Source organism: Streptomyces sp. TE5632, assembly GCF_054061295.1.
On record NZ_JBSSEA010000003.1, the window covers coordinates 131,783 to 146,663 of the forward strand.

The 14,881-nt window shown below is 71.7% G+C and carries 14 protein-coding genes; 3 read left to right on the forward strand and 11 right to left on the reverse strand.

Annotation, left to right across the window (positions count from 1 at the left end):
• The first annotated feature begins 315 nt into the window (after nt 1-315).
• The gene (locus ACVW19_RS05665) at nt 316-1,176 is read left to right on the forward strand and encodes a 3-hydroxybutyryl-CoA dehydrogenase (protein ID WP_109380433.1); all 861 of its coding nucleotides are present in this window, start codon (nt 316-318) and stop codon (nt 1,174-1,176) included.
• A gap of 49 nt (nt 1,177-1,225) precedes the next feature.
• Here the strand turns inward: ACVW19_RS05665 and ACVW19_RS05670 are convergent, their stop codons facing one another.
• The 10 genes from ACVW19_RS05670 to infC all read right to left on the reverse strand — a co-directional run bounded on the left by ACVW19_RS05670 (nt 1,226) and on the right by infC (nt 12,385).
• Complete coding sequence (locus tag ACVW19_RS05670; RefSeq protein ID WP_457457178.1) at nt 1,226-1,771, reverse strand: NUDIX hydrolase; 546 nt, start codon at nt 1,769-1,771, stop codon at nt 1,226-1,228.
• Nucleotides 1,772-1,952: 181 nt separating this feature from the next.
• Nucleotides 1,953-3,293 (reverse strand): transcriptional regulator, encoded by a 1,341-nt coding sequence (locus ACVW19_RS05675; protein ID WP_457457179.1) that lies wholly within the window; start codon nt 3,291-3,293, stop codon nt 1,953-1,955.
• A 274-nt stretch (nt 3,294-3,567) separates the two neighbouring features.
• The gene (locus tag ACVW19_RS05680) at nt 3,568-4,608 is read right to left on the reverse strand and encodes a PP2C family protein-serine/threonine phosphatase (protein WP_457457181.1); all 1,041 of its coding nucleotides are present in this window, start codon (nt 4,606-4,608) and stop codon (nt 3,568-3,570) included.
• 239 nt (nt 4,609-4,847) lie between these two features.
• The gene (gene pheT, locus ACVW19_RS05685) at nt 4,848-7,394 is read right to left on the reverse strand and encodes a phenylalanine--tRNA ligase subunit beta (protein ID WP_457457183.1); all 2,547 of its coding nucleotides are present in this window, start codon (nt 7,392-7,394) and stop codon (nt 4,848-4,850) included.
• Complete coding sequence (gene pheS / locus ACVW19_RS05690) at nt 7,394-8,515, reverse strand: phenylalanine--tRNA ligase subunit alpha (protein WP_457457185.1); 1,122 nt, start codon at nt 8,513-8,515, stop codon at nt 7,394-7,396. The genes pheT and pheS overlap by 1 nt, the downstream gene beginning before the upstream one ends.
• A 150-nt stretch (nt 8,516-8,665) precedes the next feature.
• Nucleotides 8,666-9,811 carry an ATP-binding protein gene (locus tag ACVW19_RS05695; protein ID WP_457457187.1) on the reverse strand — a complete coding sequence of 382 codons (1,146 nt, stop codon included), beginning with the start codon at nt 9,809-9,811 and terminating at the stop codon, nt 8,666-8,668.
• Nucleotides 9,812-9,941: 130 nt separating this feature from the next.
• A complete protein-coding gene (locus ACVW19_RS05700; protein ID WP_457457189.1) occupies nt 9,942-10,832 on the reverse strand; it encodes a TrmH family RNA methyltransferase in 891 nt (296 codons plus the stop codon).
• A 97-nt stretch (nt 10,833-10,929) separates the two neighbouring features.
• A complete protein-coding gene (gene rplT, locus ACVW19_RS05705) occupies nt 10,930-11,313 on the reverse strand; it encodes a 50S ribosomal protein L20 (protein WP_055470307.1) in 384 nt (127 codons plus the stop codon).
• A gap of 100 nt (nt 11,314-11,413) precedes the next feature.
• Nucleotides 11,414-11,608 (reverse strand): 50S ribosomal protein L35, encoded by a 195-nt coding sequence (rpmI, locus tag ACVW19_RS05710; protein ID WP_109380440.1) that lies wholly within the window; start codon nt 11,606-11,608, stop codon nt 11,414-11,416.
• 108 nt (nt 11,609-11,716) lie between these two features.
• The gene (gene infC, locus ACVW19_RS05715) at nt 11,717-12,385 is read right to left on the reverse strand and encodes a translation initiation factor IF-3 (RefSeq protein WP_457464452.1); all 669 of its coding nucleotides are present in this window, start codon (nt 12,383-12,385) and stop codon (nt 11,717-11,719) included.
• A gap of 405 nt (nt 12,386-12,790) precedes the next feature.
• Here infC and ACVW19_RS05720 point away from each other — a divergent pair, with 405 nt between their 5' ends.
• Nucleotides 12,791-13,195: a DUF1844 domain-containing protein gene (locus tag ACVW19_RS05720; RefSeq protein WP_457457191.1), complete on the forward strand. Its 405-nt coding sequence runs from the start codon at nt 12,791-12,793 to the stop codon at nt 13,193-13,195.
• A 14-nt stretch (nt 13,196-13,209) separates the two neighbouring features.
• On the opposite strand, the gene ACVW19_RS05725 is transcribed toward ACVW19_RS05720, so the two are convergent.
• On the reverse strand, nt 13,210-13,941 hold the full coding sequence (locus tag ACVW19_RS05725; RefSeq protein WP_457457193.1) for an SseB family protein: 732 nt from the start codon (nt 13,939-13,941) through the stop codon (nt 13,210-13,212).
• A gap of 70 nt (nt 13,942-14,011) precedes the next feature.
• Between ACVW19_RS05725 and ACVW19_RS05730 the strand changes: the two genes are divergently transcribed.
• Nucleotides 14,012-14,827, forward strand: a complete 816-nt coding sequence (locus ACVW19_RS05730; RefSeq protein WP_457457194.1) for a serine hydrolase — start codon at nt 14,012-14,014, stop codon at nt 14,825-14,827.
• Nucleotides 14,828-14,881: the final 54 nt, after the last annotated feature.

A 14,881-nucleotide genomic window follows, 5' to 3' on the forward strand; every position in this document is an offset into this window, starting at 1 on the left:
CGGAGCAGGCCCGGAAGAATTCCGGGCCTGCTCCAGCCCCGATAAGTAGCGAAAGGGACGATTTGAACCCTCCCCCGACTGAAGCGGGGGATTCCCGACTCAAGCTGCTCATTCGCTCGGCGAGCGAGCAAGTCTGACGCTCTCAGCACCAGCCGGGACGAAACCTGCCCGGTTGTCCGTTTAGACAAAGGAGTTGCGCGTGCTTGGTTCTCGCGACGCACACCGGCCACCCTATCCAATCATGTGGGCGATCTCTCATACTTGGGGCAAAACTCCTCCCTCGGCTGCGGCCGGGGCCGCCTTCGGAGGTTCCCGGTGACCGACATCGAACGCGTCGGAGTGGTGGGCTGCGGTCAGATGGGCGCGGGAATCGCCGAGGTGTGCGCTCGCGCCGGACTGCACGTGATGGTCGCGGAGACCACCGGCGAGGCCCTGGAGATCGGCCGTACCAGGCTGTACAACTCCCTCACGAAGGCGGCCGAGCGCGGCAAGATCACGGCGGAGGAGCTGGAGGCCGCCCAGGCCCGGCTGAGCTTCACCACGGACCTCGGCGAGTTCGCCGACCGCGACCTGGTGATCGAGGCCGTCGTCGAGAACGAGCAGGTCAAGACGGAGATCTTCCAGGTGCTCGACCAGGTGGTGACCCGGCCGGACGCGATCCTGGCCTCCAACACCTCCTCCATCCCGCTGGTGAAGCTGGCGGTCGCCACCTCGCGGCCCGACCACGTCATCGGCATCCACTTCTTCAACCCGGCCCCCGTGCAGCAGCTGGTCGAGCTGATCCCGGCGCTCACCACCTCCGAGGGCACGATCAGCCGGGCGCAGATCTTCACCGAGAAGGTGCTGGGCAAGCACGCGATCCACGCCCAGGACCGTTCCGGGTTCGTGGTGAACGCGCTGCTGATCCCGTACCTGCTCTCCGCGATCCGGATGTTCGAGTCGGGCATCGCCAGCCGTGAGGACATCGACAACGGCATGGAGATGGGCTGCGCCCACCCGATGGGCCCGCTGAAGCTGTCCGACCTGATCGGTCTGGACACGGTGGCCTCGGTCGCGCACTCGATGTACGAGGAGTACAAGGAGCCGCTGTACGCCGCTCCCCCGCTGCTCCAGCGCATGGTCGACGCGGGCCGTCTGGGCCGCAAGAGCGGCTCCGGCTTCTACAGCTACGGCTGAGAGACGCTTCGTGGGCCCGGCACCCCGACGAGGCGCCGGGCCGTCGGCGTCAGGACCTGCCGTCCTGGCCGAGCCTGAGATGGTGCAGCAGCAGTAACGCGGCCGCCATGTTGGCGGCCGGGACCTCGCCGCGGGCGACCAGGTCGGGGACCACCTTCAGCGGCACCCACTCCCGGCGGTCCGACTCGAAGTCGTCCACCGGGTGTCCGACGTACTCGCCCTCGTCGGCCCAGTAGATGTGGTGCCGGGCGTCGGTGAGCCCGTTGGACGGTTCCACGCTCATGAGGTGGTGCAGGGGCCCGGGCCGCCAGCCGGTCTCCTCCTCCAGTTCCCGGGCCGCCGCCCGGACGACGTCCTCGCCGTCCTCGACCACACCGGCCGCGAGCTCCCACCCCCAGCTGTCGGTGATGAAGCGGTGGCGCCACAGGAGGAGGACCTCGTTGGCCTCGTTCACCACCGTGGCCACGGCGACGGGCCGCAGCCGGATGAGGAAGTGGTCGAGATGCCGGCCGTCCGGTAGTTCGACATCCGCGAGATTGACGCTGAACCAGCGGTTCGAGTACACAATTTGTTCGTTCTGCTTCGTCCACTGCACGGTTATGCCACCTTCCGCTGAGTACGTGGCAATATCGCAGCAGCAGCGGTCCGGCAGCAGGCGCACAGGAGGCCGCCCGCGACGCAGCGGACGGCGCGACACGGGCGCACGGCGCGGCCACCTGCGGCGGGCCACCGGGAGCACCGCGCGCGCGGACGAGCCACCGGGCACGCTCGGCGGGCTACAGCGGTACACGCAGGGCACCGTCGATGAGTTCGGCCGCCTCACCGGTGCCGGCGCAGCCGTTGCGCACCAGGTGCTCGCGCACGGCGCGCAGTCTGTCGCGCAGTCGCTGCGACTCCATTCCACGGGCCTGCTCGGCCATCTGCACCGCGATGACGACCGCTTTGTCGGCGTTGCCCTGCCGTAGTTCGATGGTGCTCAGCATGGCGAGCCGGTGTACCCGTCCCCGGTCGTGCGCGGGGTTGTCGACGGCGGCGGCCGCGTGCTCGCCCGCCGCGGCCAGCTCGCCGAGGCCGAGCAGTGCCTCCGCCACCTGCACGTTGACCAGGCCGGGTTGGACATAGCCGGTCTCGTCGGGTTCGTGGCCGCGCCGGATGCGTTCGGCGGCCTGCTCGGCACGCCGGATGCAGGACAGTGCGCTCGTGCCGTCGCCGAGGTGTGCGTACGCCTTCGCCTGCATCGCGTACAGGTCGGAGGCGAGGGCGGGGGTGATGTGCCTGCCCGCGGCGCGCAGCGCGGCCTCCGCGAAGGCGACGGCCTGCCGGTACTCCCGCATGAACAGTGACTGGTTGACCAGAAGCGCGATCACGTACGCGCCAAGTCCGCGGTCCCCGCTGGCCTTTGCCAGCCGGAGCGCCTGGTGGAAGTAGCGCTGGGCGAGTCCGTGCGCGTCGGAGTCGTACGCGCAGATCCCCGCGACCGCCACCAATCCGCCGGTGGCCCGGTGCAGTTGACGGCCGGTGGAATCGGTGTAGCTGCCGCGCAGCAGCGGAGCGGCCTCGGTGTTGAGGAAGCCCACGATGCGGGCGCGGGTCGCGACACCGCCGGCCTTGCGGTACATCTGCTCGTAGTGGGAGCGGGCGGAGCGCAGCATGTCCAGGTCGCCCGGCGTGACCCGGTGGCGGCCGCCGCGTGAGACGTCCACGTCCTCGGGCGGGTTCTCCCACTCCCAGACGGGCATCACGGCGGGGGTGCCGGTGACCGCGGGCGCTCCCAGTATGTGCGGGCGCCGCTGCTGGTCGGAGCGCCACAGTGCGGTGGCCCGCTCGACGAAGCCGGAGAGCGAACCGGGGTGCGGGGCGGACGGTCCGCCGGGGACACCGAGGCCGATGTCGTCGAGGGTGACCTGGCGGTGCAGCCGGACGGCCAGGACCTCGCAGATCAGGTCGGGCACCTGGCCGCGGGGCCGCTGCCCCTTCAACCAGCGGGCCACGGCGGTGTGTTCGTACCTGAGTGACAGTCCGCGTGCCCGGCCGGCCTGGTTGACGTGCGCGGCCAGACCGGCGTGCGAGATGCCGGCCTCGTCCAGGACCGCGTCGAGCAGAGTGTTGGGCTGCATGAGGCCCCCCGGAGGATCGGTGTCGACAGAGTAGTGGCCGGGTGTTCACACGGGGTGTGAACGGAGTGCTCGAATCCGCAGTGCGCGCGCGCTGTCGCGGAGAGTTCCCGGACGGTTGACTGAGTTGCCTCGAAAGAGGCCGGCCGGGCCGCCGGCTCCCCCTCGTACAGTGCGGCGGCCCGTATCCGCGCCGTCCGCCCAGCCGCCTGCCCGACACTCCGCGGCGGGGCGGACGGCCCCGCCGGCTGTCCGCGCACGCTGCGGGGGACGCACGCTATGCGGGGAACTGCTGGCGGCTCGCCGCATGCGGGTCCGTCGTGATCGACCGCGGGGATTCCGGCGCGATCGAGGGGGCACGCGGAGACGGGCGCTCGTTCCTGAGGATCATGAAGGCGATGTCGTCCTTGGGTGAGCCGCCGGTGTGGCGGGTCAGCGCCGTGAGGACCGTGCGCAGGACCGCCTGCGGTGTGCGCGGTGCCTCGCGCGCGGCCGCGGCGAGCACCTCCGGCAGCGGGAAGAAGCGGCCGTCGGCGTCCCGTGCGTCCTCGGCTCCGTCCGTGTGCAGGACGAGCATGTCACCGGGCAGCAGTCGTCCGCAGGGGACGGTGGGGAGCTCGGCGGGCAGCGGGAACGGGCCCAGCGGCGGGTGCGGCTCGGCGCGGGCGAGCGGTTCGGCCCGTGCGCCGCTCAGCAGATGGGGCCAGGGGTGCCCGCAGTTGAGCGCCCGGACCTGCCCGTCCGGGAGGATCTCGAGGAGCAGTACGGTGACGAACTCCTCGGCGACCTGATGGCCGTCGGCGCCTGCCGGAAGCTGCTCGGCACGGGCCCGCTCCCGCAGGTGCCGGTCCATCGCCCGCTCCAGCCGGCGCAGCACTCCGGCCAGGTCGGGTTCGTCGTACGCGGCCGCGCGGAAGCCGCCGAGGACGGCGGTGACGGTGGGGACGGCACCGAGCCCGTGCCCGCGGACGTCGCCGATGACCGCCCGTACGCCGTACTCGGTGGCGACCACCTCATACAGATCGCCGCCGAGCCGGGCACCCCGGTCGGCGGAGAGCTGGACGGCGGCGACCGTCAGTCCGTCGACGCGCGGCAGCGGCCGCAGTCTCCGCTGCGCGGTGCGGGCGATCGTGCGGGTCCGCCGCAGCTCCCGCAGCAGGCTCTGCCCGACGTGCAGCGCCAGTCCGGTGCCGATGGCGCTCAGGGCGGTGGGTGGCAGTCCGCGTGCGAGCGCCCGGCGCAGCGGGCAGTGGTCGGGATTCCATGAGGTGGTCCTGGGCCGCCCCGTGCGGGGTGCTCCAGCCTTGAAGCGGATCATGCCGATGGCCCCCCATTGTGGCCCAGACAGCGCAGACCGGCCTCGGAGAGGCCGGTCTGATTCTTTCGACCACACGATCCGATCCGGATGTATCGCCCGAAAAGTCACCCGAACGAGTGAGGTGACTGGCGGTAACAGATGCGTGAGAGACCTACGTGACCCCAGGGGCCCACGGGAACTCGTGCACCCCACGAAAACCCGAGGACCGGCCCCGAAGAGCCGGTCCTCGAGAGGAGCCACTAGCCGCGAAGGACCGCCCCGGTGCGCTCGCCCGCGAGGGCGACCGCCGTCTCCCGGGCCGCGGACGCCTCGTCGACCGTCAGCGTCCGGTCGGGCGCGCGGAACCGCAGCGCGTACGCCAGGGACTTGCGTCCCTCACCCAGCTGCTCGACGTTCTCGTACACGTCGAACAGACGGATGGACTCCAGCAGTTCACCGGCGCCCTCGCGCAGTGCCGCCTCCACGTCCGACGCCGGCACGAACGCGTCGACGACCAGCGCGACGTCCTGCGTGGCGACCGGGAAGGTGGAGATGCCCGGCGCCTGCGGGGTCTCGTCGCCGGCCTGTTCCAGGACGTCCAGGTCGAGCTCCATCGCGCAGCTGCGCGCGGGCAGGCCCAGGGTCTTCAGCACGCCGGGGTGCAGCTCTCCGGCGTGCCCGATCACCCGCTCGGTGCCGTCGACGACGACCGCCAGCTCGGCACAGCGGCCCGGGTGCCACGGGCCGTACTGGCCCTTGCGCACGACGAGTTCGGCGCCCGCCTCCGCGGCGACGGTGCGGGCGGCCTCGATCGCGTCGGCCCAGTCGGCCGGGCGGCCCGCGCCCCACCAGCCGGTCTGCTCGCGGGCGCCGGCGAGGACCGCGGCCACGTGCCGCGGCTGGTCCGGCAGCGCCGCGTCGAGGCCGGCGAGTTCCTCGTCGGTGGGCCGCCGGTCCACCGGCAGCCGGACGGCGGTCCGCTGCTCCTCGCGCGGGAAGAAGACCAGACCGGTCTCGAACAGGGCCAGGTCGTGCGAGCCGCGTCCGTCGTTGCGCCGCAGCGCGCCGAGCAGGCCGGGCAGCAGCGAGGTCCGCAGCGCGGGCTCCTCGTCGCTGAGCGGGTTGGTCAGCTTCACCACCCGGCGGGCCGGGTCATCGGCGTCCAGGCCGAGCTGGTCGAAGACCTGCTCGCTGACGAACGGGTAGTTCGGCGCCTCGACGTATCCGGCGCCGGCCAGAGCCCGGCCGATCCGGCGGTGCAGCCGCTGCCGGGAGGTCAGTCCGCGGCCGGCGGGCGGCCTGGGCAGCGTGGCGGGCAGGTTCTCGTAGCCCTCGAGCCGGATGACCTCCTCGGCCAGGTCGTTCGGGTCGGTCAGGTCGGGCCGCCAGGACGGCACGGTGACGATCAGCTCATCCTGGCCGTAGACGTCGCAGCCGACCTGCTGGAGGCGGCGTACGACGGTCTCGCGGCCGTAGGCGACGCCCGCGACCTTGTCCGGGTGGTCGGCCGGGATGGTGATGGTGTGCGGCGCGGTCGGGGCGACGACCTCGGTGACCCCGGCCTCGGCGGTACCGCCGGCGAGCAGCACCAGCAGGTCGACCGTGCGCTGCGCGGCAGCGGCGGCGGCCTGCGGGTCGACGCCGCGTTCGAAGCGCCGGGACGCCTCGGAGGACAGCTTGTGCCGGCGGGCCGTACGGGCGATGGACACCGGGTCGAAGTGCGCGGCCTCGACGACGACCTCGGAGGTCGCATGGTCGAGGGTGGGGGTCCCCCCGGTCGAGTCTGTTCGAGACCGGGGGAGGTCGGCGATCTCGGTGTCGGCACCGCCCATGACACCGGCGAGCCCGATCGGGCCGCGCTCGTCGGTGATCACCAGGTCCTCGGCGTCGAGCGTGCGCTGCACCCCGTCGAGGGTGGTGAGCTTCTCGCCCTGCTCGGCCCGGCGCACGCCGATGGTGCCCTGGACCATGGAGCGGTCGTAGGCGTGCAGCGGCTGGCCGAGCTCCAGCATCACGTAGTTGGTGATGTCCACGGCGAGGGAGACCGGGCGCATGCCGGCCTTCTGCAGCCGGCGCTGGAGCCAGATCGGGGAGCGCGCGTCGGGGCTCAGGCCGGTCACCGTGCGGGCGGTGAAGCGGTCGCAGCCGACCGGGTCGGAGACCTTCACCGGGTAGCCGAAGGCGTTCGGTCCGGGCACGTCGAGCAGGGCCGGGTCGCGCAGCGGCAGCCCGTAGGCGGTGGCGGTCTCGCGGGCCACGCCGCGCATCGACAGGCAGTAGCCGCGGTCCGGGGTGACGGCGATGTCGAGGACCTCGTCGACCAGCTCCAGCAGCTCGATCGCGTCCTTGCCGACCTCGGTCTCCGGCGGCAGCACGATGATGCCCTTGGAGCCGTCGTCGCCCATGCCCAGCTCGTCGCTGGAGCAGATCATGCCGTGCGAGACCTTGCCGTAGGTCTTGCGGGCGGCGATCGCGAAACCGCCGGGCAGCGTGGCCCCGGGCAGGACCACGACGACCTTGTCGCCGACCGCGAAGTTGCGGGCGCCGCAGACGATCTCCTGGGGCTCACCGGTGCCGTTGGCCCGGCCGACGTCGACGGTGCAGAAGCGGATCGGCTTCTTGAAGCCCTCCAGCTCCTCGATGGTCAGTACCCGGCCGACGACCAGGGGGCCCTTGAGGTCGGCTCCGAGGTGTTCGACCGTCTCGACCTCGAGGCCGGCCGAAATGAGTTTGGCCTGGACGTCGCGGCCGGTCTCCGTTGCCGGCAGGTCGACGTACTCCCGCAGCCAAGAAAGCGGGACCCGCATCAGATCTCCATCCCGAACGGCCGGGTGAACCGGACGTCACCCTCGACCATGTCTCGCATGTCCTCGACGTTGTGGCGGAACATCAGCATCCGCTCGATGCCGAACCCGAAGGCGAATCCGCTGTACTTCTCGGGGTCGACGCCGCAGGCGGTGAGCACCCGCGGGTTGACCATGCCGCAGCCGCCGAGTTCGATCCAGCCCTCGGAGGAGCAGGTGCGGCAAGGGCGGTCGGGGTTGCCGACGGACTCGCCCTTGCAGACGTAGCAGAGCATGTCCATCTCGGCGCTCGGCTCGGTGAAGGGGAAGAAGTTCGGCCGCAGCCGGGTCGTCATGCCCTCGCCGAACAGCGACTGCACCATGTGGTCCAGGGTGCCCTTGAGGTCCGCCATGGTCAGGCCCTCGTCGACGGCGAGGAGCTCCACCTGGTGGAAGACGGGGGTGTGGGTCGCGTCCAGCTCGTCGGTGCGGTAGACGCGGCCGGGGCAGATCACGTAGACCGGCAGTTCGCGGTCGAGCAGGGTGCGGGCCTGCACGGGCGAGGTGTGGGTGCGCAGCACGACGCCGGACTCGGTGCCGCCCTTCGGGCCCTGCACGAAGAAGGTGTCGTGCTCGCCGCGGGCCGGGTGGTCCGGGCCGATGTTCAGGGCGTCGAAGTTGAACCACTCGGCCTCGACCTGCGGGCCCTCGGCGACCTCGTAGCCCATGGCCACGAAGATGTCCTCGATGCGCTCGGACAGCGTGGTCAGCGGGTGCCGGGCGCCGGCCGGTACGCGGTCGTGGGGCAGTGTGACGTCCACTGCCTCCTCCACCAGTACACGCGCGTCGCGCTCGGCCTCGAGCTCGGCCTGGCGGCCGGCGAGGGCCTTGTTCACGGCACCGCGCGCCTGGCCCACGCGCTTGCCCGCGTCGGCCTTGGCGTGCGGGGGCAGGGCGCCGATCTCGCGGTTGGCGAGGGCCAGCGGGGAGGTGGCGCCGGTGTGGGCGACCTTGGCCTCGTGGAGCGCGTCGAGGGAGTCCGCGGCGGCGAAGGCGGCGAGCGCCTCGTCCCGCATGCGCTCGATCTCTTCCGGTTTCAACGCCTCGACCTCTACTGGGTCGTACGACTTATTGGGTGCCGACATCTCTTCCCGTACTTCCGTTTGGCTGGCTGATGGTCCCCGTCACCGGCTCGTGGACGAAGCGTCTTTCGTCTGCGGGACACAATGGTGGCCAGAGGCCGAGTCTAACGGGGTGAGGACAGACGAATGCGCCCGTGGGGCCCTGGGTGCGCTCTAGGTGAGATACGCCGGGGCCGCCACGGGCAACGTGAATCGGAGCTCCGCGCCGCCGCCGCGGGCGCGGCCGACGGTGATGGTGCCGCCGTGGGCCTCGACGATGCCCTTGACGATGTACAGCCCGAGGCCGGTGCCGCCGCGCTTGCTGCCCCGCCAGAAGCGGGTGAAGACGCGGTTCATGGACTCCTCCGGGATGCCGGGGCCCTCGTCGCTCACGGTGACCGACGTGGCCGCGTGCTCGCCGTTCTCCCGGTCTCGGGGGGACGCCGAGGGCGTGATGTCGATGGTGACGGTTCCCTCGCCGTGGCGCACGGCATTTTCCAGCAGGTTGCTGAGCACCTGGTCGACCTTGTCGGGGTCGGCCCACAGATCCGGCAGGGGGTGCTGGATCCGCAGCAGGAACCGGTCGGCGGGCTGTCCGGCGGCGACGTACGCCTGGATGTGCCGTCCGACGGCCGTGCCGATGTCGACGGGCTGGCGGCGCACCTCAAGGCGCCCGGAGTCGATGCGGGAGATGTCGAGGAGTTCGGCGATGAGCCGGGTGACGCGGTCGGCGTCGGCGTCGACGGTCTCCAGCATCAGCTGTTTCTGCTCGTCGGTGAAGCGTTCCCACTTCGCGAGCAGGGTGGCGGTGAACCCCTTGACGGAGGTGAGCGGGGAGCGCAGTTCGTGGGCGACGATGGCGATCAGTTCGGCGTGGCTGCGTTCGGTGCGGCGCCGGGCCTCGGTGTCGCGCAGGGACACCACGACCCGGCGGACCGGGCCGGTGGGGCGGGTGCGGACGTAGCGTGCCGAGACGAGGACCTCCCGGCCGCCGGGCAGCAGCAGGTTGCGCTCGGGCTGGCTCACCCGGATGGCGAGGCCGCCGTAGGGGTCGGTGAGCTGCCACCAGCGCCGGCCCTCCAGGTCCTCCAACGGCAGGGCCGCGTCGAGGCGTTGCCCGAGGGCCTGTCCGGCGGGGACGGCGGTGATCCGGGCGGCCGCCGCGTTGAAGCAGATCACCCTGCCGTGCTCGTCGGCGACGACGAGTCCGTCGGGCAGCTGGTCGGGATCGATGCCGAGCTCGGCGGGGCCGGCGGACCGGGGCGCGGGCGGGTGCGCCGCTTCCGGTGCTCCCGGTGCGCTGCTCGTGCCGACGGTCATCCCCGTACCCCACCTCTCAGAACTCCCTCGGGGCGCCCCGTGCTCCCGGCGGGTGCCCCGGTCCGGGCGAAGCCGGGGGCCTGGGGTACGGCCGAAAGCTCGGGGGAGGGTCCCCGAGCAGGTCACCCTACTAGCTCTCGGTGACGGAGCGGCACCCTCCGGCGGCGCGCTGTGCACGCGCCGACGCGTAGAGACATACGGCGGCGGCGGTGGCGAGGTTCAGACTCTCGGCCTTTCCGTGGATCGGGACGCGGACGACGGCGTCCGTGAGCGCGCGGGTCTCCTCGGGAAGGCCCCATGCCTCGTTGCCGAAGACCCAGGCGGTCGGTCCGCCCATGGTGCACCGGTCGAGTTCGTCGTCGAGGTCGCGGTCGCCCGCGCCGTCCGCCGCGAGCACCCGTACTCCGGTGTCCCGGAGGGCGGCCACGGCCCGCTCTACGGGTACGCCCACGGCGACGGGCAGGTGGAACAGCGACCCGACGGAGGCGCGTACGGCCTTGGGGTTGTACAGGTCGACGGAGGCGTCGGTCAGGACGACGGCCTCGGCGCCGGCCGCGTCGGCGCACCGCAGTACGGTGCCCGCGTTGCCGGGGTCGCGTACGTGCGCGAGGACGGCGACGAGCCGGGGCCGGGCGGCGAGGATCTCCTCGAAGGGGGTGTCCAGGAAGTGGCACACCCCGACGAGGCCCTGCGGGGTGACCGTGGTGGAGATGTCGGCGATGACCTGCTCGGCGGCGAGGTGGACGCGGGCGCCTGCGTCCCGCGCGGCGCCGATGATGTCGGCGTACCGCTCGGCGGCCTCCGGTGTGGCGAACAGCTCGACGAGCGTGGCGGCGCCGGTGGGCCGGTGACCGCCGTCCCGGCCGGCCGTGGCCCGGTGGCCTGCGGCCTCTCGTACGGCCTGCGGCCCCTCGGCGAGGAACAGCCGCTCCTTGCCCCGGAAGTTCCGCTTGGCCAGCCGCCGCGCGGCGGACACGCGGGGCGAGCTGGAGGAGATCAACTCGGGGATGGCGGGGGGCATTCGGTTCACTTTCGCTCGCAACTTCCGCACATACGACGGACCCGCAGGCAGCGCCTACGGGTCCGTTGGATCACGCCGGATCAGGGCCGGCGTGGCGTCACGCGGCCTTGGGCGCGTTCACGTCGGACGGCAGCGCCTTCTGCGCGACCTCGACGAGGGCGGCGAAGGCGGTGGCGTCGTTCACGGCCAGCTCGGCCAGGATCTTGCGGTCGACCTCGATGTTCGCGGCCTTCAGACCCTGGATGAAGCGGTTGTACGTGATGCCGTTCGCGCGGGCAGCGGCGTTGATGCGCTGGATCCACAGCTGGCGGAAGTCACCCTTGCGCTTCTTGCGGTCGTTGTAGTTGTAGACCAGCGAGTGGGTGACCTGCTCCTTGGCCTTGCGGTACAGGCGCGAACGCTGACCGCGGTAGCCGGAGGCCTGCTCGAGGATCGCCCGGCGCTTCTTGTGGGCGTTGACTGCCCGCTTGACGCGTGCCACTTGTTAACTCCTTGTAGCGGGGCCGCGGTCGTTGCTCACACGGCCCGAAATCGATTGGGTCCCGGTCCTGACGTACATACGGCGCCTGGGCGCCGTGACGTCACTTGCCGAGAAGCTTCTTGATCTTCTTGGCGTCGCCCGGGGCCATCTCGGCGTTGCCGGTGAGGCGACGCGTCACACGGGACGACTTGTGCTCGAGCAGGTGGCGCTTGCCGGCGCGCTCACGGAGCACCTTGCCGGAGCCGGTGACCTTGAAGCGCTTGCGGGCACCGCTGTGCGTCTTGTTCTTCGGCATAGCGCCGTTATCTCCTCGTCGGTGGCGCTCCGATGCCCGGTCACGAAAACCGGGCACGGTGGAGCGTCGTACTTGTTTCGGTTATGTCCCGGGGGCGAACCCCCGGAATCACGCCTCGGCGGCGGCCTGGGCCGGAGCTTCGGTCTCCGCCTCGTGGTCGTCGTCGTGGTCACCCTCCGCGGCGTTCTGCGAGCGGCCGGGGTGGGCCTTCGCGTCCGCCTTGCGGGCTTCCTGCGCCTGACGGGCCTCGGCCATCGCCTCGGTCTTCTTCTTGTGCGGACCGAGAACCATGATCATGTTTCGGCCGTCCTGCTTCGGGTTCGACTCGATGAACCCGAGGTCCTGGACGTCCTCCGCGAGCCGCTGCAGCAGTCGGTAGCCCAGCTCGGGCCGGGACTGCTCGCGACCACGGAACATGATCGTGATCTTGACCTTGTCGCCCTGCTTGAGGAACCGGACGACGTGACCCTTCTTGGTGTCGTAGTCGTGCGGGTCGATCTTCGGCCGGAGCTTCATCTCCTTGATGACCGTGTGCGCCTGGTTCTTGCGCGCTTCACGGGCCTTCATGGCCGACTCGTACTTGAACTTCCCGTAGTCCATGAGCTTGCAGACGGGCGGACGGGCGTTCGCCGCGACCTCGACCAGGTCCAGGTCGTACTCCTGCGCAAGCTCCAGTGCCTTGGCCAGCGGGACGATGCCCACCTGCTCGCCACTGGGACCGACAAGTCGCACCTCGGGAACGCGAATCCGGTCGTTGATGCGGGGCTCGGCGCTGATGGATCCTCCTCGATAGCACCACGCGACGGTCTGGCGGACAGCCGCGTAACGTCTGTTTTCGTTAGACCTAACCGCGCCGAAGCAATAAAAATGCCCCGGACGATCACAGGCGGGGCTCCTCGAACTACCGGAGCACCGCCGCGATCACCGCGGGGCGCACTTTCGGGCGGATCGCCGCCGAACGGCACCGCCTGACCGGTGACCTGTCATCCCCAGAGACGATCAGGTGGGAGTTCGAAAGCCTCCACTTGTGGGCCGGGCTCGCATGCCGTGGGCAGACGGGTCCGACCGGTCGTTACACAAGGTTAGCAGCTTCCGCAGGGGTGCGCTAACCGTTCGTCCCGCACTTCTCCGCCGCGCCTCCTGCTGTCAAGAGGACACGCACCTGGCCCTATCGTGTGGGGCATGAGTGAGACCTCCCCCTCGGACACCCCCGCGACCCCCGAGAGCGCCGCGACCCCCGAGATCACCGACACCCCCGACTTCGACGCCATGACCCGGGACATCGCCGAGGTCCCGGCGGTCGAGGTGATCGTGACCGTCGCCGTCAACCTGATGAGTGCCGCCGCGGTGAAGCTCGGCCTGACCGAGGAGGGCGACCAGCACAAGGACCTGGACGAGGCCCGCAAACTGGTGCACGCGCTGGCCGGCCTGCTGGACGCGTCCGCGACCGAGATCAGCTCCTTCCACGCGGCGCCGCTGCGCGACGGCCTCAAGTCGCTCCAGCTGGCGTTCCGCGAGGCCTCGCTCGTCCGGGACGAGCCGGGGCAGGGCCCGGGTGAGAAGTACACGGGCCCGCTCTACGCCTGAGAGGTCCGGCCCCGTCAGGGGCGTACGTAGAAGGGCTCGCCCGGCGGCGTCGCCTCGGCCGGCAGTACTGCCAGGTCGAGGCCGCGCACCAGGCGGGCCCTCAGTGTCTCGTCGGCGGCGAGGCGCTGCGCCACGGACCTGGCCGCCTCGGCCACGGGTGCGGCGGGGTCGAAAACCAGGGCGAGGGTGCCGTCGGCCTGCCCCGGCCCGAGGTGGGCGCGCAGCACGGCGGGCTCCGCGGCGACGACCGCGCGCAGGGCCTCGGTGACCGCGGGGTCGGCCAGCGGGTCGGTCGTCGTGCGTCCCTCGGCGAGCGCGAGCAGCAGCGGCCCGGTCAGCTCGAAGGGCACGGGCCCTGCCAGGTCGAGTACGACCGTGTCGGCCTTCTCGTGCGCGGCGGCCTGCAGGGCCTGGTGCAGCGGTACGGCGACGGGGCGGGCCTCCGGGTCCCAGCGGGCGAGCGAGTCGGTGGAGGTGAACGCGGGCAGCGCGGTGCGGTGGCCCGCCTTCAGGGTGGGGACGGCCATGTCGCTGGTCTTCTCGCGGCGCAGCCCCTGCTCGTCCTCCTCGACCTCGCCGAGCACGGCCACCACGGGGACCAGCAGCCGGGTGCCCTTGAGCGCTTCGAGTACCGGGGTGACGGCGTTGCCGTCCTCGGCCCACGCGGCGAGTGCCGCGCTCAGCCGGGGGTCGGCGGAGCCGTCGTCGTCGCGGTAGCCCGGGTCGGGAATGTTCTTGTTCGCCACGGTCCTCGAGCCTATCGGCCGTCGGTGGCGGGCTCGGACCGGGGCGGCCGAGAAGCGGAAGGGGCAGGAGATGCAGGAGGTGCGGGAGATGCGGGAGGTGCCGGTGAGGTCCGATGGGCTGGGGGCCCGGCTGGCAGCCGCCATGACGGCGGTGCCGGTGGCGGACGGCGCCGAGGTGTCGGTGGGGGTCCTGGATCCGGTTGCCGCGGTCGGCGTCTGCCACGGTGACCGGGCGTTCGTCACCGCGAGCATCGTGAAGGTCGACATTCTGGCGGCGCTGCTGCTCGGGGCGCAGGACGCGGGACGGGAGCTCACCGGGGAGGAACGTGCGTACGCCGCCGCGATGATCGAGCGCAGCGACAACGACCCGGCGTCGGCGCTGTGGCGCTCGATCGGGCGGGCGGCCGGGCTCGACGCGGCGAACGCCCGCTTCGGGCTCACCCGGACCGCGGGCGGCGACGGCCCCCGGTGGGGGCTGACCCGGACCACCGTCACCGATCAACTCCTGCTGCTGCGGCAGGTGTTCGGGGCAGGTGCGGAATCGGAGCTGACCGGGGCCTCGCGGGCGTACGTGCGAGGGCTGATGGAGGGGGTGGTCACGGACCAGGCATGGGGGGTGCCGGTCGTGGCGGACGGCGTCCTGGCGGGCAGAGGCCCGGGGGACGGCTCGGCGTGGGCGGTGAAGAACGGCTGGGTGCCGCGCGACGCGACCGGGCTGTGGGTCGTGAACAGCGTCGGACGCGTCACGGTGGACGGCCGGGACCTGCTGGTGGCCGTGCTGTCCGACGGCAACGCGACGATGGCTCGGGGCGTCGCGCTGGTGGAGGCGGCGGCACGGGCGGCGGTGTCGGTGTTCACGGGGGACGGCGGGCACCGCGCCGGCTGACTCCCGGTGACACCGCTCGGTCCTCGTGGCACCGGACGTCCGGGCGGGCCCGGA